The 23471-nt window shown below is 73.7% G+C and carries 24 protein-coding genes; 11 read left to right on the forward strand and 13 right to left on the reverse strand.

All coding sequences use genetic code 11. The features are described 5' to 3' along the window. Positions 1–188 precede the first annotated feature (188 nt). From ACFXG1_RS21695 to rsmI, 9 genes are all read right to left on the reverse strand, one after another. Positions 189–1064, reverse strand: a complete 876-nt coding sequence (locus tag ACFXG1_RS21695; protein WP_384744169.1) for a glycosyltransferase family 2 protein — start codon at positions 1062–1064, stop codon at positions 189–191. Positions 1065–1195: 131 nt separating this feature from the next. Further along, the gene (locus tag ACFXG1_RS21700) at positions 1196–1663 is read right to left on the reverse strand and encodes a hypothetical protein (protein ID WP_384723723.1); all 468 of its coding nucleotides are present in this window, start codon (positions 1661–1663) and stop codon (positions 1196–1198) included. 136 nt (positions 1664–1799) lie between these two features. Continuing rightward, positions 1800–2069, reverse strand: a complete 270-nt coding sequence (locus ACFXG1_RS21705) for a hypothetical protein (protein ID WP_384744170.1) — start codon at positions 2067–2069, stop codon at positions 1800–1802. Between the two features lie 239 nt (positions 2070–2308). Further along, positions 2309–3220, reverse strand: a complete 912-nt coding sequence (locus tag ACFXG1_RS21710) for a 4-(cytidine 5'-diphospho)-2-C-methyl-D-erythritol kinase (protein ID WP_384715950.1) — start codon at positions 3218–3220, stop codon at positions 2309–2311. Continuing rightward, a complete protein-coding gene (gene rsmA / locus ACFXG1_RS21715) occupies positions 3217–4050 on the reverse strand; it encodes a 16S rRNA (adenine(1518)-N(6)/adenine(1519)-N(6))-dimethyltransferase RsmA (protein WP_384715968.1) in 834 nt (277 codons plus the stop codon). Before rsmA ends, ACFXG1_RS21710 begins: the two co-directional genes overlap by 4 nt. A 202-nt stretch (positions 4051–4252) precedes the next feature. Further along, positions 4253–5542, reverse strand: a complete 1290-nt coding sequence (locus ACFXG1_RS21720; RefSeq protein WP_384715953.1) for a ubiquitin-like domain-containing protein — start codon at positions 5540–5542, stop codon at positions 4253–4255. 74 nt (positions 5543–5616) lie between these two features. Continuing rightward, on the reverse strand, positions 5617–6495 hold the full coding sequence (locus ACFXG1_RS21725; RefSeq protein WP_384715956.1) for a TatD family hydrolase: 879 nt from the start codon (positions 6493–6495) through the stop codon (positions 5617–5619). A gap of 95 nt (positions 6496–6590) precedes the next feature. Beyond that, positions 6591–7052: a hypothetical protein gene (locus ACFXG1_RS21730; RefSeq protein ID WP_384715959.1), complete on the reverse strand. Its 462-nt coding sequence runs from the start codon at positions 7050–7052 to the stop codon at positions 6591–6593. A 216-nt stretch (positions 7053–7268) separates the two neighbouring features. Continuing rightward, a complete protein-coding gene (rsmI, locus tag ACFXG1_RS21735) occupies positions 7269–8207 on the reverse strand; it encodes a 16S rRNA (cytidine(1402)-2'-O)-methyltransferase (protein WP_384744173.1) in 939 nt (312 codons plus the stop codon). A 207-nt stretch (positions 8208–8414) separates the two neighbouring features. Between rsmI and ACFXG1_RS21740 the strand changes: the two genes are divergently transcribed. The 4 genes from ACFXG1_RS21740 to ACFXG1_RS21755 all read left to right on the forward strand — a co-directional run bounded on the left by ACFXG1_RS21740 (position 8415) and on the right by ACFXG1_RS21755 (position 13050). Further along, the gene (locus ACFXG1_RS21740; RefSeq protein ID WP_384744175.1) at positions 8415–10139 is read left to right on the forward strand and encodes a dolichyl-phosphate-mannose--protein mannosyltransferase; all 1725 of its coding nucleotides are present in this window, start codon (positions 8415–8417) and stop codon (positions 10137–10139) included. Between the two features lie 109 nt (positions 10140–10248). Continuing rightward, positions 10249–11883 carry a penicillin-binding transpeptidase domain-containing protein gene (locus ACFXG1_RS21745; RefSeq protein ID WP_384720852.1) on the forward strand — a complete coding sequence of 545 codons (1635 nt, stop codon included), beginning with the start codon at positions 10249–10251 and terminating at the stop codon, positions 11881–11883. A gap of 105 nt (positions 11884–11988) precedes the next feature. Beyond that, entirely contained in the window at positions 11989–12525 is a 537-nt protein-coding gene (locus ACFXG1_RS21750; protein ID WP_384720855.1) for a YbaK/EbsC family protein, read from the forward strand. Positions 12526–12666: 141 nt separating this feature from the next. Next, entirely contained in the window at positions 12667–13050 is a 384-nt protein-coding gene (locus tag ACFXG1_RS21755) for a winged helix-turn-helix transcriptional regulator (RefSeq protein ID WP_384720858.1), read from the forward strand. Positions 13051–13114: 64 nt separating this feature from the next. On the opposite strand, the gene ACFXG1_RS21760 is transcribed toward ACFXG1_RS21755, so the two are convergent. Continuing rightward, positions 13115–13984, reverse strand: a complete 870-nt coding sequence (locus ACFXG1_RS21760; protein ID WP_384744178.1) for an ABC transporter permease — start codon at positions 13982–13984, stop codon at positions 13115–13117. Continuing rightward, positions 13981–14892 (reverse strand): ABC transporter ATP-binding protein, encoded by a 912-nt coding sequence (locus ACFXG1_RS21765; protein WP_384717533.1) that lies wholly within the window; start codon positions 14890–14892, stop codon positions 13981–13983. The genes ACFXG1_RS21760 and ACFXG1_RS21765 overlap by 4 nt, the downstream gene beginning before the upstream one ends. A gap of 220 nt (positions 14893–15112) precedes the next feature. Between ACFXG1_RS21765 and ACFXG1_RS21770 the strand changes: the two genes are divergently transcribed. From ACFXG1_RS21770 to ACFXG1_RS21800, 7 genes are all read left to right on the forward strand, one after another. After that, positions 15113–16234, forward strand: coding sequence for a helix-turn-helix domain-containing protein (locus ACFXG1_RS21770; protein ID WP_384717536.1), 1122 nt, complete (start codon positions 15113–15115; stop codon positions 16232–16234). 46 nt (positions 16235–16280) lie between these two features. Next, positions 16281–17342 (forward strand): DUF5954 family protein, encoded by a 1062-nt coding sequence (locus ACFXG1_RS21775; protein ID WP_384717539.1) that lies wholly within the window; start codon positions 16281–16283, stop codon positions 17340–17342. Between the two features lie 46 nt (positions 17343–17388). Then, complete coding sequence (locus tag ACFXG1_RS21780) at positions 17389–18489, forward strand: NADAR family protein (RefSeq protein ID WP_384717542.1); 1101 nt, start codon at positions 17389–17391, stop codon at positions 18487–18489. A 122-nt stretch (positions 18490–18611) separates the two neighbouring features. Further along, complete coding sequence (locus tag ACFXG1_RS21785) at positions 18612–19892, forward strand: penicillin-binding transpeptidase domain-containing protein (protein ID WP_384744181.1); 1281 nt, start codon at positions 18612–18614, stop codon at positions 19890–19892. Between the two features lie 101 nt (positions 19893–19993). Then, positions 19994–20851: a hypothetical protein gene (locus ACFXG1_RS21790; RefSeq protein ID WP_384720237.1), complete on the forward strand. Its 858-nt coding sequence runs from the start codon at positions 19994–19996 to the stop codon at positions 20849–20851. Between the two features lie 78 nt (positions 20852–20929). Next, positions 20930–21931 carry a GlxA family transcriptional regulator gene (locus ACFXG1_RS21795; RefSeq protein WP_384720240.1) on the forward strand — a complete coding sequence of 334 codons (1002 nt, stop codon included), beginning with the start codon at positions 20930–20932 and terminating at the stop codon, positions 21929–21931. Between the two features lie 85 nt (positions 21932–22016). Continuing rightward, the gene (locus tag ACFXG1_RS21800) at positions 22017–22628 is read left to right on the forward strand and encodes an isochorismatase family protein (protein WP_384720243.1); all 612 of its coding nucleotides are present in this window, start codon (positions 22017–22019) and stop codon (positions 22626–22628) included. Positions 22629–23016: 388 nt separating this feature from the next. Here the strand turns inward: ACFXG1_RS21800 and ACFXG1_RS21805 are convergent, their stop codons facing one another. Next, entirely contained in the window at positions 23017–23205 is a 189-nt protein-coding gene (locus ACFXG1_RS21805) for a hypothetical protein (RefSeq protein ID WP_384720246.1), read from the reverse strand. Beyond that, positions 23202–23456: a hypothetical protein gene (locus ACFXG1_RS21810; protein WP_384744184.1), complete on the reverse strand. Its 255-nt coding sequence runs from the start codon at positions 23454–23456 to the stop codon at positions 23202–23204. The genes ACFXG1_RS21805 and ACFXG1_RS21810 overlap by 4 nt, the downstream gene beginning before the upstream one ends. Positions 23457–23471: the final 15 nt, after the last annotated feature.

A 23471-nucleotide genomic window follows, 5' to 3' on the forward strand; every position in this document is an offset into this window, starting at 1 on the left:
ACGGCTGAGCCACGGGGTCCAGGGGCGCGAGGAACTGCGCGACCAGCCGGCTACGGTCCGCGGACCGTAGAACACCCGCGGTCGCCGGACGCGTCCGGCACCCCCGGGGGCCCGGGCACTCCCGGCAACCCGGGGCGCGGCACTCCCGGCAACCCGGGGCCCAGGCGCAGCCGGGGCGGCGGCACCCGTCAGATGATCGGCGGGCGGCCCAGGCGCGTCATGCGCCAGACCGTCTTCCAGCTCATGGGACGCCGCGGCGGGCACGGTGTCCTGACGCCCTCGACGAAGCCGCCGAACCAGGCGCGCAGGCCGCTCGCGGACCGGGTCCGCAGCAGGGTGAGCGCCGTCCACACCCCGAGGTACAGCGGTACCAGCGGGATCGGCAGATGGCGCTTGGCGAGCCAGACCCGGTTGCGGGCGACCATCCGGTGGAAGACGGCGTGCCGGGTGGGCGACGTCCACGGGTGGCGCAGCACCAGCTCGGGCTCGTAGAGGATCTTCCAGCCGTGGTCGAGGGCGCGCCAGGCGAGGTCGGTCTCCTCGTGGGCGTAGAAGAACGCCTCGGGCCAGTCGCCGGTCTGGTCGAGCATCTTCATGGAGAGGCCGTGGCCGCCGCCGAGGAAGGTGGTGACGTATCCGCGGCGCATCGGGTCGCTCGCCCGCAGTCGCGGTACATGGCGGCGGGCGGTCCTGCCCAGCTCGTCGGAGATGCGGAAGCTGACGACGCCGAGGGTGTCGTCCTGCTCGTAGAGCTTCACCAGCCGGGAGAAGACGTCGGTGTCGACGAGGAGCCCGTCGTCGTCGAGGTCGACGACGACGTCGACGTCGCCCAGCTCGCGGAGCTTCGCGATGGCGGCGTTGCGCCCGCCGGTGACACCGAGGTTCTCGGGCAGTTCGACACCGCTGACCCCGTCGGGGAGCGGCGGCAGCGGCGCACCGTTGCCGACGACCACGATCCGGCTCGCCGGGGTGTCCTGCCGTGCGACGGATTCGAGCAGCTCCGCCAGTTCGGCGGGGCGATTGCCCATGGTCAGGATCGCGACGCCGACGCGCGGTTGAGACACGATGAACTCTCCACTCCTCAAGGGTGATGCGTTCGGATGCTAACCGTTCGCGGAGCGGAGGGCGGTCCCGGGTCCTGGCGGCTCTACCGCGGGGACGTGACCGTCCCGGCTCTACCGCGGGAACGTGAACGTCACAGCAGGGCGGTGAACGTCGCCAGGGTGATCGCGCCGCCCGCGGCGGCCATGACGACGGCGACCTTGGGGAGGGCGACCCCGCCCGCGACGATGATCGAGGCGAGCAGCAGGGCGCCCGCGAGGGGGAGCCAGGCGTGGATGGCGCCGGCGGGGCCGGTCCTGACGAGTTCCTTCGTCCCGGGCTTGAGGACGACCTCCAGGACGGCGCCCTTCTCGACGGCGACCGACTTCTCGATGGTGAGCCCGGTACGGGCGGGGGCCGAGTCCCGGGGGACGTACCGGCCCGTGCAGGTGTCGGCGCCGCACGCGGCGACGGTGATGGTGCCCTGCTCGCGGTCGCCGCCGAACAGGACGTGCCGCGCGGAGTCCCAGGACGCCCAGGCGCCCGCGACGAGCAGCAGCAGGGCGACGGCACCCATCAGGGCGCGGCGGCCGTGCAGGAGCACGTTGTTCACGGAGGCCATGAGCCCGGATCTTTGGCCATGGGGGCGCACCGCGTCAACTGCTGGTTGACGTCACGCCGTCACCGGGCGGCGAGGAGACCCGCGGGCCGGCCGCGCCCGGACGGCGGGATGTCCCGTCCGTCCGGGCGCGGTGGTGTCAGCGGGTGCCCGCGATGCCTTCGAAGGCGCCGCCGGAGGCGACGTCCGTGGCCCAGCCGATGCCGAAGCCGGCGGCGTAGGCGTGGGCCGTCTCGGCGAAGCCGTGGATCTCGCCCGCGGCGAAGATGTGGTGCGGTTCGCCGGAGGCGATGTACTGCCCGCCGCCGCCCGCCGTCACCGGCTCGTGCGCGTGCGCGGGGGCCGCGACGGCGGCCAGGGCCAGCGCGGCACCGGCGGTCACCAGTGCCTTGCCCAGGATGCTCTTCATGGGTTCCTCTCCGAGCCCGGTCATCGGGACGGGGCTCGGCCCCAATCGACCACGGGGTACGGGACGCGGACGGCACCACACACCGGAGGGCCCCGCCGATCACCCGAAAGATCGGGCGGCCTACGGCCCGTGGACGCACGCGCGTCCGGAGGGGCGCGTGGGGGCGTTCGGCGGACAGGACCGGAGCCCGGGGTGTATAGGCGTACGCCTCGTCCCGTCCCGCACCGGCGTCCGCCGCGTCAGATGATCGTCGCGCCCGCCGCCGGGGATGTGGCGATCCGGGCGGTACGGCAGGTGCCCGAAGCGGTCAGCGCCGCCGCGACGGTGTCCGCCGTCTCCCGGTCCGCCACCAGATGCGCGGTCGTCGGGCCCGAGCCGGAGACGATCGAGGCGAGGGCGCCCGCCGCGAGACCGGCGTCGAGCGTGGCCCGCAGCGCCGGGCGCAGGGAGAGCGCCGCGGGCTGGAGGTCGTTGGCGAGGGCGGCGGCCAGCGCCGTGGCGTCGCCGGAGCGCAGGGCCGCGAGGAGCGCGGGGGACGCCTCGGGGTCGGGGACGTCGGTGTCGGCGGTGAGCCGGTCGAACTCGCCGTAGACCGCCGGGGTGGAGAGCCCGCCGTCGGCGACCGCGAAGACCCAGTGGAACGTACCGCCGACGTCGACGGGGGTGAGCCGCTCGCCCCGGCCGGTGCCGAGGGCGGCGCCGCCGACGAGGCTGAAGGGGACGTCGGAGCCGAGTTCGGCGCAGATGTCGAGGAGTTCGGCCCGGGTCGAGCCGAGCCCCCAGAGCGCGTCGCAGGCGAGCAGCGCGCCCGCGCCGTCGGCGCTGCCGCCCGCCATGCCGCCCGCGACGGGGATGTCCTTGGCGATGTGCAGGTGGACGGCGGGTTCGATGCCATGGCGGGCGGCGAGCAGGACCGCGGCGCGGGCGGCCAGGTTCGTCCGGTCCAGCGGTACGCGGTCGGCGTCGGGGCCTTCGCAGGTGACGGTCAGGGTGTCCGCGGGACGTACCGTCACCTCGTCGTGGAGGGAGACGGCGAGGAAGACATTGGCCAGGTCGTGGAAGCCGTCGGGGCGGGCGGCGCCGACGGCGAGCCGCACATTGACCTTCGCCGGTACGCGTACGGTGACCTGCCGGTCCGTACCGCCGGTCACGCCTTGGCCTCCGCGATCCTGGCGAACTCCTCGACGGTCAGGGACTCGCCGCGCGCCTGGGGCGACACTCCGGCGGCGACCAGGGCCTTCTCCGCGAGCGCCGGGGAGCCCGCCCAGCCGGCGAGGGCGGCGCGCAGCGTCTTGCGGCGCTGGGCGAAGGCCGCGTCGACGACGGCGAAGACCTCCCGCTTGGTGGCGGTCGTCCGGGGCGGTTCGCGGCGGACGAGGGAGACCAGTCCCGAGTCGACGTTGGGCGCGGGCCAGAACACATTGCGGCCGATGGATCCGGCGCGCTTGACGTCGGCGTACCAGTTGGCCTTCACGGAGGGGACGCCGTACACCTTGTTGCCGGGGTCGGCGGCGAGCCGGTCCGCGACCTCGGCCTGGACCATGACGAGGGTCCGCTCGATGCTGGGGAACCGGTCCAGCATATGCAGCAGCACGGGGACGGCGACGTTGTACGGCAGGTTGGCGACGAGCGCCGTGGGCGGCGGCCCCGGCAGCTCTTCGACGACCATCGCGTCGGCGTGGACGAGGGAGAAGCGGGGGGCGCGCTCCGGCAGCCGCGCGAGGACGGTACCGGGCAGGGCGGCGGCGAGCACGTCGTCGATCTCGACGGCGACGACCTGCTCGGCGGCCTCCAGCAGGGCGAGGGTGAGGGACCCGAGCCCGGGCCCGACCTCGACGACGGTGTCGTCGGGCCGGACGCCGGCGGTACGGACGATCCGCCGGACGGTGTTCGCGTCGATGACGAAGTTCTGCCCGCGCTGCTTGGTGGGCCGGACGCCGAGCGCTGCGGCGAGTTCCCGGATCTCGGCGGGCCCGAGCAGGGCGTCCGCGGCATCGGGACCGTCGGCGACGTCGCGGCCGTCGGTGACATCGGTCGGGTCGGTGACGTCGATCGGGTCGGTCTCGGTACCGCCGGAGGACTCGTCGTCGCCGGTCGTTTCGGGGTCGGTGCTGCTCACCGCTACAGCCTACGGGTCCCAGGCCCCGGGCCCGCCCACTACGGCGGCGGGGTGGGCGACACCCTCAGAGCAGCCGTCCGCAGTGCGGCCACGGGGCCGCGCCGCGCTGGACGTAGAGCTTTTTCGCGCGGAAGGTCTGTTCCGGCGCGGAGGCGTCCTGGGGGCGGCCGGTGCCGCCGAGGGAGCGCCAGGTGGGGACGTCGAACTGGTACAGGCCCCCGTAGGTGCCCGAGGGGTCGACCGCGCCCGGGCGGCCGCCGGACTCGCAGCGGGCCAGCGCGGCCCAGTTGAGACCGTCCGCGCCCGCGACCGACCGGGGGCGCGGGCGGGTGCCGTAGCGGACGCGCTGGGTGACGGGGCGGCGGATAAGCTCCTCCGCCACCTTCCGGGGCTTCTCCCGGACCCCGTCGACGGTCCGCAGGGCGTAGGTGACCCGGCGGGTGCCCGCCCGGCCCTGGCGGACCACGGTCTCCGTCCCCGTGAAGGCGCGGGGGTCGGCGGTGCGCACGGTGCGGTACGGGACCGGTTCCTCCCGGACCTGGCGGGAGCCGGTGATCCGGGTGACCGTGATCGTCCGGCCGTCGCGCGGGAAGTCGCCGAGCGGTACGGAGGCGGTGTCCTGGCCGCCGAGCGCGATCCCCGCCTCCGCGAGGGCCTCGGCGACGGTCGCCGCGTTGGTGCGCAGGGTGCGGGCCCGTCCGTCGGCGAGGAAGGTCACGGCGCGTTCCGTACGGACGTCGAGGGCGCGGCCGGTCCGGGAGATCCCGGCCGACCGGGACACCGACAGATAGGCGCCCTCGGCCCGTACGCCGAGCCGGCGCAGCGCGTCGTCGACGGTGTCGGCCGTGGTCCAGACCGTGCGGCGGGCGCCGTCGAGCGTGAGCGTCAGGGGGCGGCCGTAGCGGACGACGACCTCGTCGCCGTCGGCGAGGGCGGCTGCGGGGCCCGGCGCGACGATGTCGTGCGCCCCGACGGCCACCCCCTCCGCCTCCAGCAGCTCTCCGACGTCGTCGGCGAAGGTGTGCAGGGCGCGGGGCACCCCGTCGACGGTCAGCAGGACCGCCTTGTCGGAGACGAGGAACGCCGAGGTGCCGCCCGCGAGGCAGGCGACGACGAGGGCCTGCGGGACGAGCCGCCGCAGGACGAGGGACCGGCCGGGCGCGGCCGGGCGCGGGCGCGGGCGCCGACGGGAGCCCTTCCCGAGGATGCCGGGTGCCGCCGGTGCGGCGCCCTCGCCGTGCTGCTCCGTGCTCACGCCGCGCTCCGTCCGCCCGCTGCCCACTGGTCGCTGCCCACTGGTCGCTGTGTGGTGCGCCGGGACGCTAGCCGAGCCGCCGTCACTCTCCAAAGCCATCCGGTCACGTCGTGTCGCGAACGGCGGCCGGAGCGCGTCCGTACGGGCCGGAACGCGTTATCGTGCCGTGATCTTCAGTAGCCGAACGCCTCCGCCGTATTGGCCGCGACGGCCGCGGCCAGCGTGTCCTCGTCGAGGCCCTTCACCGCCGCCATCGCCCGCAGCGTGACCGGAATGAGATACGGGGCGTTGGGCCGTCCGCGGTACGGCGCGGGCGTCAGGAAGGGCGCGTCGGTCTCCACGAGGACCAGTTCGCGCGGCGCGACCGCGAGGGCGTCCCGCAGCGGCTGGGCGTTCTTGAAGGTGACATTGCCCGCGAAGGACATGTAGTAGCCCGCGTCGGCGCAGATCTTCGCCATGTCGGCGTCGCCGGAGTAGCAGTGGAAGACCGTACGGTCGGGCGCGCCCTCCTCGGCGAGGACCCGCAGCACGTCCGCGTGGGCGTCCCGGTCGTGGATGACGAGCGCCTTGCCGTGGCGCTTGGCGATCTCGATATGCGCGCGGAACGACCGCTCCTGGGCGGCGACGCCCTCCTCGCCGGTGCGGAAGTAGTCGAGCCCGGTCTCGCCGACGGCCCGCACCTCGGGCCGGGCGGCGAGCGCGTCGATCTCGGCGAGGGCCGCGTCGAGGGCGCCGTCCCCGCCGGGCGGGCGCGCCGACCGCCGGGGGCCGCCGTCGCCGGGGTCCCCGAGGACGATCCGGGGCGCCTCGTTGGGGTGCAGCGCGACGGCCGCGTGCACGGCGTCGTACGCGGCGGCGGTACGGGCGGCCCAGCGGGAGCCCGCGATGTCGCAGCCGACCTGGACCACCGTGGTCACCCCCACGGCCGCCGCCCTGGCCAGCGCCTCGTCGACGGTCCCCTCCTGCATGTCGAGGTGGGTGTGCGAGTCGGCGACGGGCACCCTCAGGGGCTCGGGCAGCGGCGGTGGCGACGACGTGGACTGCGTACTCATGGACGCGATCCTACGGACCGGGCACGGCACGGGGCCCGGAGCCGGTTCCCGGGGCACGGGCCCCGGGGGCTCCGGGCCCCGTGGGCCCGGCGGACTCAGTGGCGGCGGTGCTGGAACGGGTGCAGCAGATCCGACAGATGCCAGTGGTGCCGGGGCTCCCGCGCGTCCGGCACAGCGGCGGTCGCCGCCGCCGGGGCGACATCCGGCTCGCCGTCGGCCTCCAGCCGGTAGTCCGTGGCGCCGATGGGCCCGGCGATCGGTACCGGCCGCTCCTCCACGATCCGGCCGGTACGGCCCTTTCTCGCGGCCCCGTTCAGCACGGACGACACCTGGCCCGCGCGCATGATCCTGACGACATGTCCCCCGCAGTTGGCGCAGGTGGGACTGGACAACGGGGACGGCACTCGGGTGCCGTCCGCACGGTAGACCACGTACTGGCGCCCCCCCGCGTCGACGTGGTGCTCGATCTCGTACGCCTGCTCCCAGCCGTGCCCGCAGCGCATGCAGGCGAAGGCGTACGCCTCGTGGACCCTCGCCACGCCGGTGATCTCACTCATGCCAGCTCCTCTCCACTGATCCAGTGGACGCCCATTCCGGCGGGAGCGCGACAGCGCCTGTCGAAAGATGGTGCGGTCTTGGCACTTCCCATGCCCGGGAGCCCTCGGACACGGTCCTCGCTTTGCCTTCCAGGCTAGCCCTTTACCCGCCGGGCGACCGGTCGGCGACCGGTGGCCGGGCCTTGGCCATGCCCTGGCGACGCCGCCATGTCCTGGCTACGCCGTGCCCGGCGCGTCGGCGCCCGCTTCGCGCTTCGCCGCCACCACCGCGTCGAACACGTCCCGCTTCGGCAGCCCCGCCTCGGCGGCGACCGCGGCGATCGCCTCCTTGCGGCGCTCCCCCGCCTCCTCCCGGACCCTGACCCGGGCGACGAGATCGGCCGGGGTGAGGTCCCCGGGGCCGGGGGCGGGCGCGCCCTCGACGACGACGGTGATCTCACCGCGTACCCCGTCGGCGGCCCAGGCGGCGAGATCGGCGAGGCCGCCGCGCCTGACCTCCTCGTACGTCTTCGTCAGCTCACGGCAGACCGCGGCCCTGCGGTCCGGGCCGAAGACCTCGGCCATCGCGCGCAGCGTCTCCTCGATGCGGTGGGTGGCCTCGAAGTAGACCAGGGTCCGGCGCTCCTGCTCGTTCTCGCGGAGCCGGGCGAGCCGCTCGCCCGACTTGCGGGGCAGGAAACCCTCGAAGCAGAAGCGGTCCACCGGGAGCCCGGAGAGCGCGAGGGCCGTCAGTACGGCGGAGGGGCCGGGGACGGCGGTCACCCGGATGTCCGCGGCGACGGCGGCGGCGACGAGCCGGTAGCCCGGGTCCGATACCGAGGGCATCCCCGCGTCGGTCACCAGCAGGACCCGGGCGCCGCCGGTGAGGGCGTCCACCAGCTCGGGGGTGCGGGCGGACTCGTTCCCCTCGAAGTACGAGACGACCCGGCCGCCGGGCCGGATGTCGAGCGCCTGGGTGAGGCGCCGCAGCCGCCGGGTGTCCTCGGCGGCGACGACATCCGCGGCGCGCAGCTCATCGGCGAGCCGCGGCGGGGCGTCGCCGAGGTCCCCGATGGGCGTCCCGGCGAGTACGAGCGTCCCCTTGCCGGTGCCGGTGCCGGTGCCCTCCGGGCGGGGTGCGGTGTTCTCGGTGGCGGCGCGCGTCTTGTCGTTCACGGTGCCATTGTCTCCCGGGCGGGTGGGGTGGGAGCCGCCGGTGATCCCCCGCGGACCGTGGGTGGCCGGTCGCGCGGTTCCTCGCGCCCCTGAATACCTCCACCGCACGCAGGAGGGATCAGCCGGGCGTCCCCGGGCCGGGCGGAACTGCGACCGCGTGGGACGCGGGTGGCCCGGGGCGCGCGGGGATGTCCCTACGATGGCGCGGTGACCAGTACCGCGCCTTCGCCCCTCAAGCGGGGGGACGACGACCCGCCGCCCCCCGCCTGGCCCGCGCGTCTGCGGCGTTTCGGATACGCGCCGCGGGCGGAGACCGGGCTGCGGGAGCGGCTCGTGCCCCCGTACGCCCGGCCGTCGGAGCGGCTGTGGCCGGTCCTCGGTGTGCCCGCGCACCGGGTCGGGCCGCTGCTGCGGATCTCCGCGTGGGCGGGGCCGCTGCTGGTGGCGCTGTTCGCCGGGGTGATCAGGTTCTGGAACCTGGGCAAGCCGAACGCGGTGATATTCGACGAGACGTACTACGCCAAGGACGCCTGGGCGCTGATCAACCAGGGGTACGAGGGCCACTGGCCCAAGGACGTCGACAAGCGGATCCTCGCGGACCCGTCCGCCGTGCCGATCCCCGCCGACCCCGGGTACGTCGTCCATCCGCCGGTCGGCAAATGGGTCATCGGCCTGGGCGAGAAGCTCTTCGGCTTCGAACCGTTCGGCTGGCGCTTCATGGTCGCGCTGCTCGGCACCCTGTCGGTGCTGATGATCTGCCGGATCGGCCGGCGACTCTTCCGCTCCACCTTCCTCGGCTGTGTCGCGGGACTGCTGCTCGCCGTCGACGGTCTGCACTTCGTGATGAGCCGGACCGCCCTGCTCGACCTGGTGCTGATGTTCTTCGTGGTGGCGGCCTTCGGCTGCCTCCTGATCGACCGGGACCGGGCCAGAGCCCGGCTCGCGGCGGCGCTGCCCGTGGACGACGAGGGGGTGACACGGCCGGATGCCGTGACCGCCGCGACCCTGCGCCTGGGCGCCCGCCCGTGGCGGATCGCGGCGGGTGTGATGCTGGGTCTGGCCGCCGGGACGAAGTGGAACGGTCTGTACGTGATGGCGGCGTTCGGGCTGCTGACCGTTCTGTGGGACGTCGGCGCCCGGAAGACCGCGGGCGCGGTGAGCCCGTACCGGGCGGTCCTGCGGCGCGATCTGGTGCCCGCGTTCGTCGCGACCGTGCCCGTGGCGCTGGCGACGTATCTCGTCACCTGGTCCGGCTGGATCTTCACCGACCGGGGCCATCTGCGGAACTGGGCGTCGACCGGCGGGGGCCGCGACACCGCCTGGCCGTTCGTACCGGACTGGCTGCGCAGTCTGTGGCACTACGAGGCGGAGGTCTACGAGTTCCATGTGAACCTGACCTCGGGGCACACCTACGAGTCCAATCCGTGGAGCTGGATCGTGATGGGCCGCCCGGTGTCCTACTACTACAAGGACCTGAAGCCGGGCAGCGGCGGCTGTGCGGCGGACACCCCGGGTGGCTGCGCCTCCGAGGTGCTGGCGCTCGGCACCCCGCTGCTGTGGTGGGCGGGGTGCGCGGCGCTGGTGTACGTGGTGTGGCGGTGGCTCTTCCGCCGGGACTGGCGGGCGGGCGCGATCGCCTGCGCGATCGCCGCGGGCTGGGTGCCCTGGTTCTTCTACCAGGAGCGGACGATCTTCGTGTTCTACGCGGTGGTCTTCGTCCCGTTCCTGTGTCTGGCGATCGCGATGCTGGTGGGGGCGATCCTGGGGCCGCCGGGGGCGTCGGAGACCCGGCGGGCGGTGGGGGCGATCGGCGCGGGCGTCCTCGTCCTGCTGATCCTCTGGAACTTCGTCTACTTCCACCCGCTGTACACGGGCACGGTGATCCCGATGAGCGAGTGGCAGGATCGTATGTGGCTGGATACCTGGGTATAGACCCGGCCTTTCCGGGCCCGGTGTGTCCCGGTCGCGTAACGGTGCCGCGGGACCGCCCCGTACGACTCTATCTTTGAACGCGTTCAACAAACGGGGAGGGGCGCGGATCATGCGCAGCGGGGCGAAGACGGCAGTCGTCGGCGGGGTGTTCCTGGTCGTCGCGGGAGGGGTCGCGTACGGCGGCTACAACCTCTACGAGGGGGTCACCGGCGGCAATCGCGAGAACGGTCTTTCGACGGCCGAGAAGACCGGGCCTCCGACCGTCGACGAGGTCGAGCGGACGGCGCGGGACTTCCTCACGGCGTGGGCGAGAGGCGAGGCGGAGACCGCGGCACAGCTCACCGACGACCCGGTCGCGGCCGGTCCGGCGCTCGGCGGCTACCGCTCGGTGGCCAAGGTGTCGGCCGCCGAGATCACCCCCGGCACGGCCGTGGGCCCGCAGGTGCCGTTCACCGTCAAGGCGACGGTGACCTGGGAGGGCCACAGCAAGCCGTGGACGTACGCGTCCGAACTGACCGTGGTGCGCGGCGCGTCGACCGGCCGGGCGGTCGTCGACTGGCGGCCGTCGGTGGTGCATCCGCGGCTGACGGAGAACACCAAGCTGGTGACGGGACCGGCGGACGCCCCGCCGATCAAGGCGGTCGACCGGGCGGGGCACGAGCTGACGAAGGAGAAGTACCCGTCGCTCGCGGCCGTACTGGACGGGCTGCGGAGCAAGTACGGCGCGGCGGGCGGCGGCGAGCCGGGCGTCGAACTGGTCGTGGAGTCCGCGAACGGGTCCACGCCGGACCGGTCCCTGCTCACCCTCACCGAGGGGAAGCCGGGCGAGCTGAAGACCACCATCGACGCCGGGACGCAGGCCGCGGCGGAGCGGGCGGTGGCGAGCAGACCGAGCGCTTCGGTCGTCGCGGTCCAGCCCAGTACGGGGCGGATACGCGCGATCGCCAACAGCCCGGCGGGCGGCTTCAACACGGCTCTGCTGGGCGCCCAGGCCCCCGGCTCCACCATGAAGATCGTGACGGCGGCGATGATGCTGGAGCACGGTCTGGTCGAGGGGGCGGACAGCCCGGTGGAGTGTCCGGCGACCGTGCAGTGGAACGGCCGGACCTTCGAGAACCTGAAGCGCTTCGAGGTGCCCGGCGCCACCTTCCGGCAGGCGTTCGCCCGCTCCTGCAACACCACCTTCATCAAGGCGATCAAGCCGCTGACGGAGAAGGGTGTCGCGGGTACGGCGCTGGGCGAGACGGCCCGGAAGTACTTCGGTCTGGGCCTCGACTGGAAGACGGGCGCATCGACCCATGACGGCAGCGTGCCCGAGTCGTCGGGGACGGAGACCGCGGCCTCCTACATCGGCCAGGGCCGGATCACCATGAACGCGCTGAACCTGGCGTCGGTGGCGGCGACGGTGAAGAACGGCGCGTTCAAGCAGCCGACGATCCTCGCCGAGGCGATGGACGGCACGGAGTTCGCCACGGCGGAGGCGCTGCCCCCGGCCATGGCGGACACCCTGCGCGCGCTGATGCGGGCGGACGCGACCTCGGGTTCGGGCAGCAAGGCGATGGCGCCGGTCGGCGGCGACAAGGGGTCGAAGACCGGTTCGGCGGAGATGGGCGGCCAGGAGACGAGCAACGCCTGGTTCGCGGGGTACGCGGGCGATCTCGCGGCGGCGGCCTCGGTCCAGTCGGGCGGCCGGGGCGGCGACGCGGCGGGCCCGGTGGTGGCCCAGGTCCTCACGTCCCGCTGACGGGTGCGGCCGGCCCCCGCCGTCCGGTGCCGCCGTCCGCCGTCCGGCGCCCGGCGCCGAAAGCCGGTCGCAGCCCGGTCCCGGCCGCCACTACCGTGGCCGGGCATGAGCACTGATGACAGCACCACCGACAGCACCAGCACAGATGGCACCGCGGCCCACCCCCGGTTCGCCGCCGCGCTCCGGGAGCTGGGGCTCGACGTCCCGGTACGGCGGTTCCCGGACGCGACCAGGACCGCCGTCGAGGCCGCCGCCGCCATCGGCTGCGATGTGAGCGAGATCGTCAAGTCGCTGATCTTCACGGCGGACGGGGAGCCGGTACTGGTGCTGATGGACGGCTCGTCCCGGGTCGACGTCGAGCGGGTACGGGCCGAGCTGGGCGCCGGGAAGGTCAAGCGCGCCGACGCCGATCTCGTCCGCGCGACGACCGGCTACGCGATCGGAGGCGTACCCCCCTTCGGCCATCTGACGAAGACCCGGGTCCTGGCCGACCGGGGGCTGCTCGCGCACGACGTGGTGTGGGCGGCGGCCGGGAACCCGCACGCGGTGTTCCCGCTCGACCCCCGGTCCCTGGTCGAGTACGCGGGCGCCGCGGTCGTGGACGTCCGCGAGCGGGTGGGACAACCGGCTGCCGACAGCTGACAGCCGACCGCCGACCGCCGACCGCCGACCGCTCAGCCATGGCTCTCGCCCCTCTTCCATGCTCTCTTGCGGTTACTTGGAAACCGTAGGAGAGTCTGGGCTGAACTGGAGGAACGCACTTTCTAGTAACGGGGTAACCAGATGGTGACCAAGCGATTGCTGCACGGCCTGCCCGCGGACGCGGATCTGCGGCGCGCGGACTCCCTGGCGCGCGAGATCTTCTCGGACGTCGCCAACAAGTGGGCGTTCCTGATCATCGAGGCGCTCGGCGAGGGCACGCTGCGCTTCGGTGAGCTGCGGAAGGAGGTGGAGGGCGTCAGCCACAAGATGCTCGCCCAGAACCTCCGCATGCTGGAACGCAACGGCCTCGTCGAGCGGACGGCGCACGCCACCGTGCCGCCGAGGGTCGAGTACACGCTCACCGAGCCGGGGCAGGGCCTGCGGGCGACGGTCGACGCCATGTGCGGCTGGACCCATGAGTACCTCGACCGGATCGAGGAGGCGCGCCGCCGCTTCGACGGCTGACGGCTGACGCCCGGTGCCGGCGCCGTCAGCACTCAACCGGTACGGCGCGCACGGCCCGCATCGCTCAGCCGGTACGGCGCATGGCCCGTTCCCGGCGGGCCGACACCGCCGAGCCGGACTCGCGGCGGGCCATCCGGCGCAGCACCACCGGGGCGAGCGCCAGGCCCGCCACCGCCCACAGGCCCAGCACCCCGGCCGTTTCCCACAGCCGCCAGGAGCCGCCGATCTCGGCGGCGGCGGCGGCCTCGGCGGGCAGCAGCGCCGAGCGGGTGCCGTGGCCGAGCCAGTAGACGGGGGTGAGCCGGGCGAGCCACTGGACGGCGTCGGGCAGGGCCGTGACGGGGTGGAAGATCCCGGAGATCGCGACGGCTCCCAGGACGGGCAGCTGGACCAGCCCCTGGGCGCGGCTGGAGGAGATCAGGGACCCGAGGACCGCGCCCACCGGCAAGGTCGCCAGGACACCGAGGACGACGACCCAGCCGAGGGTGGGCCAGGCGGCGGCGCCGAGGACGAGGCCGTCGACGATCAGCAGCCCGGGTACGAGGAAGATCGCCAGGTCCGCGATGAGCCCGCCGCCGACGGAGACGACCTTGCCGATGAGATAGCCCCGTATGCCGTGCGGGGTGGCGCGGGCCCGCAGCAGGGTGCCGTCCTCGCGGTCGGCGGTGAGGTTCTGGCTCATCATCACCATGCCCATGGCGATGTTCATCCCCAGGACGCCGGGCAGGACGAGGGTGCCGAACGGCAGCCCGGACGCCCCGAAGTCCCGGTCCCTGAGGAGGAACAGGACGGCCAGCAGCAGGGCCGGCCAGAGGAGGTGGGAGGTCAGATCGGCGGCGTTGGTGAAGGACTGCCGCAGTTCGGTCAGTCCGCGCCGGACGCCCGCGCGCACGGCGGTACGGGCGGGGGTGGGGGCGGGCGTGGGGGCGGTCACCGTACGTCCCCCTTCCGGCTCGTCGCCAGCAGGGCGGCGTAGGTTTCGGCGAGCGACGCCCGGCGGATCTCCAGTTCGCGCAGCCCTTCGCCGTGGCGGCGGAAGAGTTCGCGGGCGAGCCCGGTGGAATCGGAGGTGGTCGCGGTACGGCGGCGGCCCCCGGCCGTCCAGCGGACCTCGTCGGCGACGGCGTGCCCGCGGGCCAGCTCCGCCGTGGTGCCGTCGGCGACGATCCGGCCGCCGGAGAGGACGAGGACGCGGTCGGCGATCCGCTCCGCCTCGTCCAGATCGTGGGTCGTGAGCAGCACGGTCGTGGCCTCGTCGGCGGCGAGCCGCCGGACCAGGGCATGGAACGAGGCCCGCGCCTCGGGGTCGAGGCCCGTCGTCGGCTCGTCGAGGAAGAGCACCTCGGGGCGGCCGACGACCCCGATCGCGACATCGAGACGGCGGCGCTGGCCGCCGGAGAGGGTACGGATCGCGGCGCCCGCCCGCGCGGTGAGACCCACGGCGGCGATCAGCTCGTCGGGGTCCCGGGGGCGGGGTGTGTCGGGGGTGCCGTACGGGGCGTAGTAGGTACCGAGGTGGGCGAGGAGTTCCCGTACGCGCCATTTGCCGTGGTCGCGCCAGGACTGGAGGACCACACCGGTACGGGCGCGCCACGCCTCGTCGCCGCGCGCCGGATCCGTGCCGAGGACCGAGACCCGGCCCGCCGACCGGGCCCGGAAGCCTTCGAGGATCTCGACGGTGGTGGACTTGCCCGCGCCGTTGGGTCCGAGGAGGGCGACGATCTCGCCCCGGTGGGCGCGGAAGGTGACGTCGTGCAGGACGTCATGGGTGCCGTAACGCATCCGCAGCCCGGCGACCTCGATCACGACGGGGCCGACAGGACGGGAATCGGGTTCCTTCATTGCACTGCCCTTCTGTTCACAGTGCGCTGAAAGCTATGGTGCGTTGATATCCGTCAACAGCGACTGAAGGGCGCAATCGCCTTGTCGGAGCCGCTGAACGGCCTTTTGTTGCAACGGGTTTGCCGGTGAACGCATCACCGGTCGCCGATAACCGTTGCAATGGGCTGGGGATGAAAACCGGTGCGTGCCGGAAGGGCGCGCCGGAAGGGAAGGGGGACCGATGCCCGGTGGCAGGCTGACCCGGGACGAGCGGCGGCTGATCGCCGACGCGCTGTCCGAGGGGCTGGGGTACGCGGAGACGGCCCGGCGGCTCGGGCGGCCCACGTCGACGGTGAGCCGGGAGGTGGCCCGTAACGGCGGACCCGGCGGATACCGGGCGGAGCACGCCCACCGGGCCACGGCCTGGCGGGCCCGCCGCCCGGGCGAGGGATCCGGCGACCGTACGCCCCCGGACGCCGAAACCGATCCCGGCCTGCTGTCCTTCCGCGCCGAGTTCGCCGGGATGATGGTCGCGACGGGCCTGCCCCGGATGGCCGCCCGCGTCCTGACCGAGCTGTTCACCACCGACGCCGAAGGACTGACCTCGGCCGAGCTGGTCCGGCGGCTGCGGGTCAGCCCGGCGTCGGTGTCCAACGCGGTCGGCTATCTGGCGCCGCTCGGCGCGGTACGGCGGGTGAAGGACCCGGGGCTGCGGCGCGAGCGGTATGTGCTCGACGACGACATGTGGACCGGGGCGTGGGCGTCGAGCACCCGGTCGATCACCGTCTGGGCGGATACCGCGCGGCGCGGTACGGAGATCGTCGGCGCCGCGACCCGCGCGGGCGCCCGGCTCGACCGGATGGCGTCGCTCTTCGCCAGGCTCGCCGACGACATGGACGCCGGGCCCGCGCCCCTGCCGGACGGGGAGGACGCCATGACCTTGCTCGCGGCGCTGACCTGTGCGGGCGTTCCGTTGACGACGGACGCGCTGGCGGCGGCGCTGGGCTGGTCCGGGGAGCGGGCCGTCCGGGCCGTCGGGACGGCCGAGCGGTATCCGTATCTGACGGATCCCGTCGCACCGCTGCGGGTGGCGCCCGATACGTATACGGCGGTGGCCAGGCGGGACCGGCTCGGCCCGGCACAGCGCGCGGCCCTGGAGGCGCTCGCGGCGCACACGGCGCCGGTGGCGACCGCGGCGCCTGCGAAGGACCACGGCGGACCGCGACGGACCATGAAGGACCACGGAGGACCGGGGCGCCGATCGCCCCCGGCTCCACCGCTCGAACACGCACGCCCACCGGGCCGCGATGAGGAGCGGACGTTCGACGATTCCGGCACGAGACGCACTCTTCCGGCCAGTTGATGTCCCATCAGCATGAATTTTGAACCAGCGCCACAACAATGTGCGCATGGCTGATGACTGGAAGCGACGGATCGACCGGCTCCACGAGAATCTGGTGCAGCGCGACGACCCCGCGGCCTGGGTGACCGAGGCCGACGCCGTCGAGGCCTCGTACCGCTATCCGGATCTCCTGGTCCGCGGACCGGTGTTCGGGCTCGCCGCGCAGCACACCGGCGGCCGGGCCCCCGATCGCGGGCCGTGGTGCGACGGCGGTGACGACGGCGCGTGGCGGGTACTGAAACCCGTGATCAGCGGCTCCCCGCAGGAGGCCCGCGACAGCCTCAACTCCTTCCTCTGGTTCCGCGCCAAGGACGACACCGACGATCCCCTCCTCCGCCGCCGTCTCCTCGACGCCGTCACCGTGCTGGAGAACGAGCCCGTCGACGAGATCGAGGTACTCGGCTGCCGCTACCGGGTGGTGCGCGCCGACGAGTTCGCCCGCCGCGGCGACGACGGCCTTGAGCCGCCGCGCCCCACCGACCCCGAGCCCGGCAACGACTACTCCTGGGAGGGCGAGCGCGAACGGATCTGGCCGGAAGTCGGGCTGGACATCGACCCCGACCGGGAGGACGGCCTGATGGCGGGGGCGATGAAACTGGGCCTGCGCTCCTTCTCGTACTCCGGCCCCCTCTTCCCCGACCAGGTGCGGCACGACTCCGAACGCGCCACCGAGTGCCACCCCGATATCGCGCTGCTCCCGGTCGGCTTCAGCGTCGTCGAGCTGGCCGACGGGCGCTGGACGACCCGGGGCATCCTGCTGCCGTCCCCGCACGACGCCCGGCGCAGCCTGTTCGACGGGATGAACGAGTTCTGGCCCATGCTGTACGAGTTCGACGAGGAGGAGCGCGAGGAGTACGCGCGGGCGGCGGCGGAGTTCAAGGCCGCGGGCCGGGCCGACGAGGCACGGGTCGCCGACTCCCTCTACCGGGTCTGCCGGATCGAACGGGCGCTGCGCTGCGGCCCGGACGGGCCCGAGCCGCCGCGGCCCTCCGATCCGGACGGCTGGGGTCCGATGAAGCTGCATCCGACGATGGACGACGACGGCACGCTCCACTACGACGACGAGTAGCGGACGGCCCGCCGTCCGGCAGCGGGGGGCGTTGCACAATACGGGGATGATCTCCAGCAAGCAGATCGTCCACCGGGAGGCGGACGGCCGACGGATCCGCGGCACCTGGCGCCAGACCTTCATCCGCAACTGCGGTACGTACTTCCTCACCGAGCTGTACATCTGGGCGGACGGCATGGTCGACGCGTGGGGCCTGCTCACGCTCGACGAGTTCGAGCGGAAGCTGGCGTCCGGCTGGGTGGCGACGTCCCTGCCGGAGGGCGGGCAGGCGTCCGCGCACCACCTGGCGGCCTGGCGGTTCGAGGAGCCCGAGACTTGGTACACCCCGGAACTGCTGCTCGCCGAGGTCCGCGACACCATCGACGAGCTGAACGGCCGTCCCGACTCCACGGGCCGCTGCCGGGCCCTGCTCGACGTCTTCCTCGCCGACCGCACGGAGGCGAACCGGCTCGCGGTCCGCGACGCGTACCACGCGATACCGGAGACGCTGCGGCGCTACGCGCTGGGCGACATGGACTGCAAGGACCAGCCCCTGCGGGTGCTCGTCGCGGGCGTCGGCGGCACGGACGAGGAGACGGGGGAGGTGATCACCCGGGAGATCTACCAGGAGGACGCGATCGACTACTTCGAGCAGCTCGAACGGTGGGGCCCGGCACCGGCCGGCAGCGCACCGCCCGCACCCGCGTTCACCTCCGTGGAGATCCCCCACACCTACGCGCGGGGCTCGGACGATCCCGGGAAGGAGGCGCTCCGTACGACCTACCCCGCGCCCTTCACCTTCGAGGGCATCACCTACCCCACGGTGGAGCACGCGTTCCAAGCCCTGTCGACCGCCGACCCGGCCGCCCGCGCCGCGATCACGGCGGCGGACACCCCCGGCCGGGCGCGCGCCCTGGCCGCCGGAGCGCCGCCCGTCCCGGACGCCGAACGCACCCGCACGGCGCTGATGGCCCGGCTGCTGGCGGCCCAGTTCGCCCAGCACCCGGCCCTGGCTTCGGTCCTGCGGGCCACCGGCGACGCGACGATCGTCTACCACAAGTACGACTCCGCCCCCGACGACGACTTCTGGGGCGACAACGGCGGCCGGGGCCGCAACTGGCTGGGCCGCCTCCTCGAACTCACCCGGGCGGGACTCCCCCCGGCGTAGGTCGTCTCTTTCGGATCTTGCCGGGCTCCCGGGCTCCCGGGCGCCCCTGGGGCGGTCGGGCCGATCCGGTCAAGTCCCCTGTGCCGCAGATCCGTTCGACGGGCGCGGCCTAGGATGATCCGATGCCGCTACCGCCCCGCCTCCGCCGTCCCGCCGTCGCCGTCCCCGTGTTCGCCACCGTGGTGGCGGTCGGGCTCGCGGGGTGTTCCGGGGGCGGCGGGGCGCCACCGTCGCCGGTCTTGTCGTCCGGGGCGCCCCGGGTGGAGCCGAAGCACGCCGGGGGGCTCGGGGACATCCTCGTCGCCGGACAGCCCGTCACCGGCTCCGAGCCGTCGGGCATCCCCAAGGTGCCGTTCCGGCGCACCTACACCGAGGGTGAGTTGTACGCGTCCGTCACCGGCTACCGCTCCATGGTCTTCGGCACCTCGGGGCTCGAAAAGCTCCTGAAGGCCGAGACCGACGCGGGGAAGGACGTCGCGACGACCATCGACCCCGCCGCTCAGCGAGCCGCCTTCGAAGGGCTGCGCGGACGGACGGGCTCCGCGGTCGCCGTCGACACACGGACCGGTGAGATCGTCGCCATGGTCAGCTCGCCCTCCTACGATCCCGCCTCCTTCGCCGGGAACTCGCGCTCGGACGAGAAGGCGTGGCAGCGGCTGACGTCGGACGCCGGCAAGCCCATGATGAACCGGGCCCTGCGGGGCGACGAGAACCCGGGCTCGGCCGCCCATGTCGTGACCGCCGCCGCCGCGCTGGAGAAGGGTCTGATCGCCTCGGTCGACACCCCCACCGACAGTCCGCTCGCCCATACCGTCCCCGGGAGCACCACCCGGTTCACCGGCCCCTCCCCGCGGTGCGCGAACGCCAGTCTGCGGATCGCCCTGAACCACGCCTGTACGAATGTCTTCGCCGGGATCGCGGCCGACCTGGGCGCCGACGCGCTGGAGTCGACGGCCGCCGCCTTCGGCTTCAACAGCACCCTGGACACGCCCTGGCGCGCGGGGGAGAGCGTCTGGCCGGACCGCCCGGCGAGCCCGGCGCAGCTCGCACTCGCCGCCAACGGGCTCTCCGACGTCAAGGCCACCCCTATACAGCTGGCCCGGGTGATGGCGGTCGTCGCCGGTGACGGCACCCTGCCCGCGCCCCGGCTGACGACCACACCCGGGGACTCCGGGCCCGCCGTACGCGCCGTATCGGCCCGTACGGCGGAGCAACTGCGCACGGCCCTCGGCCCCTCGGTCACCGCCCGGGTCCCCTCCGCGTCGGTGACCTGGGCCCTGTCGGCGGGCCGCACGCGGTCGGGCCGCACGCTGGCCGTCGCCGTGAACTTCTCCTCCGCCACCGACGGCACCGACGGCACCGCGGAGGCCGCCGCGATCGCGCGGCGTATCACCACCGGCTGACCCGCTGAGGACGGGCGCTAACCGTACGGAAACCTCCCGTCGACTCGAATGGGCCGGGGCCCAGGCCGTGTCCGCGAAGTCCCGCCCACACGAGGTGACGTATGAGTTGGTCGAAACCGTCCGGAGTGTCCCGCAGGTCGCTGCTCGCCGCCGGAACCGCCGCCGGAGCCGCGGGTGCCGCGGGGCTCGTCGCCCCGCCCGCCGGGGCGGCGACGGCCAGGTCCGGCGGGCATCTGCTGCCGGACTACCGGCCGAGCCGGCCGACCGGCTGGCCCGAGCACCCCGGGAAGCCGCCGGGCACCATCGGCGGGCACATCCCGTCGGCGGCGTTCACCTTCAACGGAGCCGCGCACCGGATCGCCCTGCTCCCGTTCGGGCAGCCCGGCGACGCACCGCACCCCGTCTACCTCCGGACCCCGGGGGACCCGGACATCGCGTTCGCGGCGACCCTCGAAGCGGGCTTCGGCGCCTACTACGCCTTCCGCTACCGGGGCGGTCTGCGCGGCCGGTCGGTGTTCCGGGTCCAGTCGTACGGGGTGATCGCCGCCGGGCCCGGACCGGGCGAGCCGCCGGGGGTGTCCTTCGGCGGCGGACTGTACGCCGTCTACGAGCCCGACGTCCGCCGCGGGGATCCCGGCATCCACGAGACCCTGCGCTGGATCCAGGTCGTCCGCACCCGGGGCACCGGCGCGAACCGCCCGCCCGAGATCGACAACATGGGCCGGGCGAACCCGTACTACATGGACGGCGGGCTGACCTCGGTCCACGGCACCGAGGTCTGCAACTTCAACGACGCGCCGCAGACCAGGGTCGACGGCGCGATCCCCCTCGACCAGACGTTCCTGGCCGAGACCTTCCTGTCCCACGAGACCGGCGCGAAGGACGCCTCGGGCCGCGCCGTGGTCGAGATCCTCGCGGGCATCCGCTACGGCTGGCACGTCGGCCCCGTGGCCCCGTAGGCCGGTGTCCGGGGCGTGTCCGGATGTGACAGATCCCCGTCATTGCGGTCGTCCCGGCCCTCGGCCGACGATGGACCCATGCCCGACTTCAGTCATCGCGTCGTGATCGCGGTCTTCCCCGACGTCGACCTGCTCGACGTCACGGGACCGGCCGAGGTCTTCGCGCTCGCCAACCGGGAGTCCGGCGGCCGTCCCCGTTATGAGGTACGGCTCGCCGGTCCCGGCGCGGGCGGCGACGCGGTGGCGACGTCCGCCGGGGTACGGCTGGTGACCGACGTCGGATTCGCGGAGGTCGGCACGGACGTCGACACCCTCCTCGTACCCGGCGCCGTGGACGACGGGCCCGAAGGACTCGTACCCCGGATCGACCCGGACGTCGTCGCCTGGGTCGGGGCGACCGCGCCGTACGCCCGGCGGATCGCCTCCGTCTGCGTGGGCGCGCATCTGCTCGCGGCGGCCGGGCTGCTGGACGGGCTGACCGCGACCACGCACTGGTCGACGGCCGCCCGGCTCGCCGCCGACCATCCGGCGGTCACCGTCGACCCCGACCCGATCTTCGTCCGTTCGGGCCGGGTATGGACCGGGGCGGGCATCAGCGCCTGTCTCGACCTGGCGCTCGCCCTGGTCGCCGAGGACCACGGCGAGGAGCTGGCGCTCACCGTGGCCCGGCAGCTCGTCGTCTATCTCAAACGCCAGGGCGGCCAGAGCCAGTTCAGTGTGCCGATCAGCCGCCCGCCCACGGCCCGCCGGGACGTCGACGAGATACGCAGGTACATCGCCGACCATCTCGACGGCGATCTGACGGCGGGCGCGCTGGCGGCGCGGATGTGCCTGAGCGACCGGCACTTCGCCCGCGTCTTCACCCGGGAGACCGGGGCGACACCCGCCGGATACGTCGAGGCGCTGCGCGTCGAGACCGCCCGGCGGCTGCTGGAGACCACCGACCAGCCGCTGGACCGGATCGCCCGGGTGACCGGGCTCCGTTCGGTGGAAACCCTCCACCGGGCGTTCCGGCGGCAGATCTCCACCAGCCCCGCCGCGTACCGGCGCCGCTTCCGCACCACGCCCACGGCGAGCTGACCCGGCGGCGCGCACGCCGTTCGGCATCCCTTTCCCGACACCCCCTTCCCGACATCACCCACCATCACCGCGAAGGAACACAGCCATGCCCGTTTCCGTTTCCCGCACGCTCCGCGACGTCATCGGCCTGGACGCCCGCCCGCCCCGGCTCGCCGACAGCACCCTGATCCTGATCGATTTCCAGAACACCTACCGCACCGGGGTCATGGCCCTGGAGGGTGTCGACGAGGCCGTCGCCGCCGGTGCCCGGTTGCTGGCCGCCGCCCGCGCCCAGGGCGCGCCCGTGGTGCATGTGATCAACGACGGCGGTGAGGGCACCCCGTACGACATCCGTGCCGAGATCGGCGCCATCAGCCCCGAGGTCGCCCCCGTGGACGGGGAGCCGGTGGTGGTCAAGCGGTTCCCCGACTCCTTCCACGCCACCGACCTGGAGCAGACCCTCCGCGCCCTGGACGCGGGCCCAGACCTGGTGCTGGCCGGTCTGATGACCCATATGTGCGTCACGTTCACCGCGCAGGGCGCCTTCAACCGGGGCTACCGCCCCACGGTCGTCGCCGAGGCCACGGCCACCCGCGCCCTCCCCACCCCGGACGGCGCCCCGCTCCCGGCCGCCGCCCTCCACACGGCGGCCCTGACCACGATCGCCGACCTCTTCGGCCTGGTGGCCCCCGGGGTGAAGGACGTCACGGGCACCTGACCCACAGCCGCCCGCTCCGCACACGAGCCGGCCGACGGAGTCGGACGCCCTTCATTCGGGTCGGGGAGCCGTCTCATACACGGGACTGTTCGATCCTCCGTATGAGCCATAGGTAAACGCCATCCTCTGGTCAAAGGTCGGCTCCCAGTAGCTTCGACACCCCGTGCAGTACCAGCGCCAGCGGTCGGGCCTGGCAGGAAGAACCGTCGTCGTGTCCTTCCAGAGCAGGGGCCGGGCAGGACACTGGGGACATCGCGGGGGCTCGGCTACGGCCATATCGGGAGCGTAGCCACGCGCCGTCCCCACCAGCACGGATGTCCTTCCTTCGGGCGACCCCCCGGACGGTTGACCGGAACTCCGCACCACATCCCCTTTCGGTGCCTCCGGGTCAATCGTGGCGCCCGGGACCGGGGGTGGGAATTGCGGCGTCCTCGGGGCAGGCGTACACGACCCGCCCCGGGCCGCTCGCCCGCTCGATGTAGGCCACCTCGACCGGAGCGGTCGTCGTGCGGGCGCAGACACAGCACACGGCGGTCAGCGGCTCCGGGGGTGGGGTAGTCAGCCCCTCCACGGTCACCGGCGCAGTCCTTCGTACAGACACGGCAGCCACATCCCGTCCGGAACCACCACCAGCACCTTGCGCCGCCCGCGCCGCTCCTCGGCTTCGCGCCGGAAGATCTCCCGCGCGTCTTCCTTGGTCGGCCCGGTCCACGGCCGCGTCCATGGATCCACCGCGACGGCCCGCGTGGGCGCCGGTATGGGCTGAGGCTCGACCGGCCCCAGCCGGTCCAACGCCCGCAGCAGAAGACGGCGTACGAGATCACGCATGGCGTTCGGCTCCGG

Origin of the sequence: Streptomyces sp. NPDC059248 (genome assembly GCF_042753905.1) — a bacterium.
GTDB lineage: Bacteria > Actinomycetota > Actinomycetes > Streptomycetales > Streptomycetaceae > Streptomyces.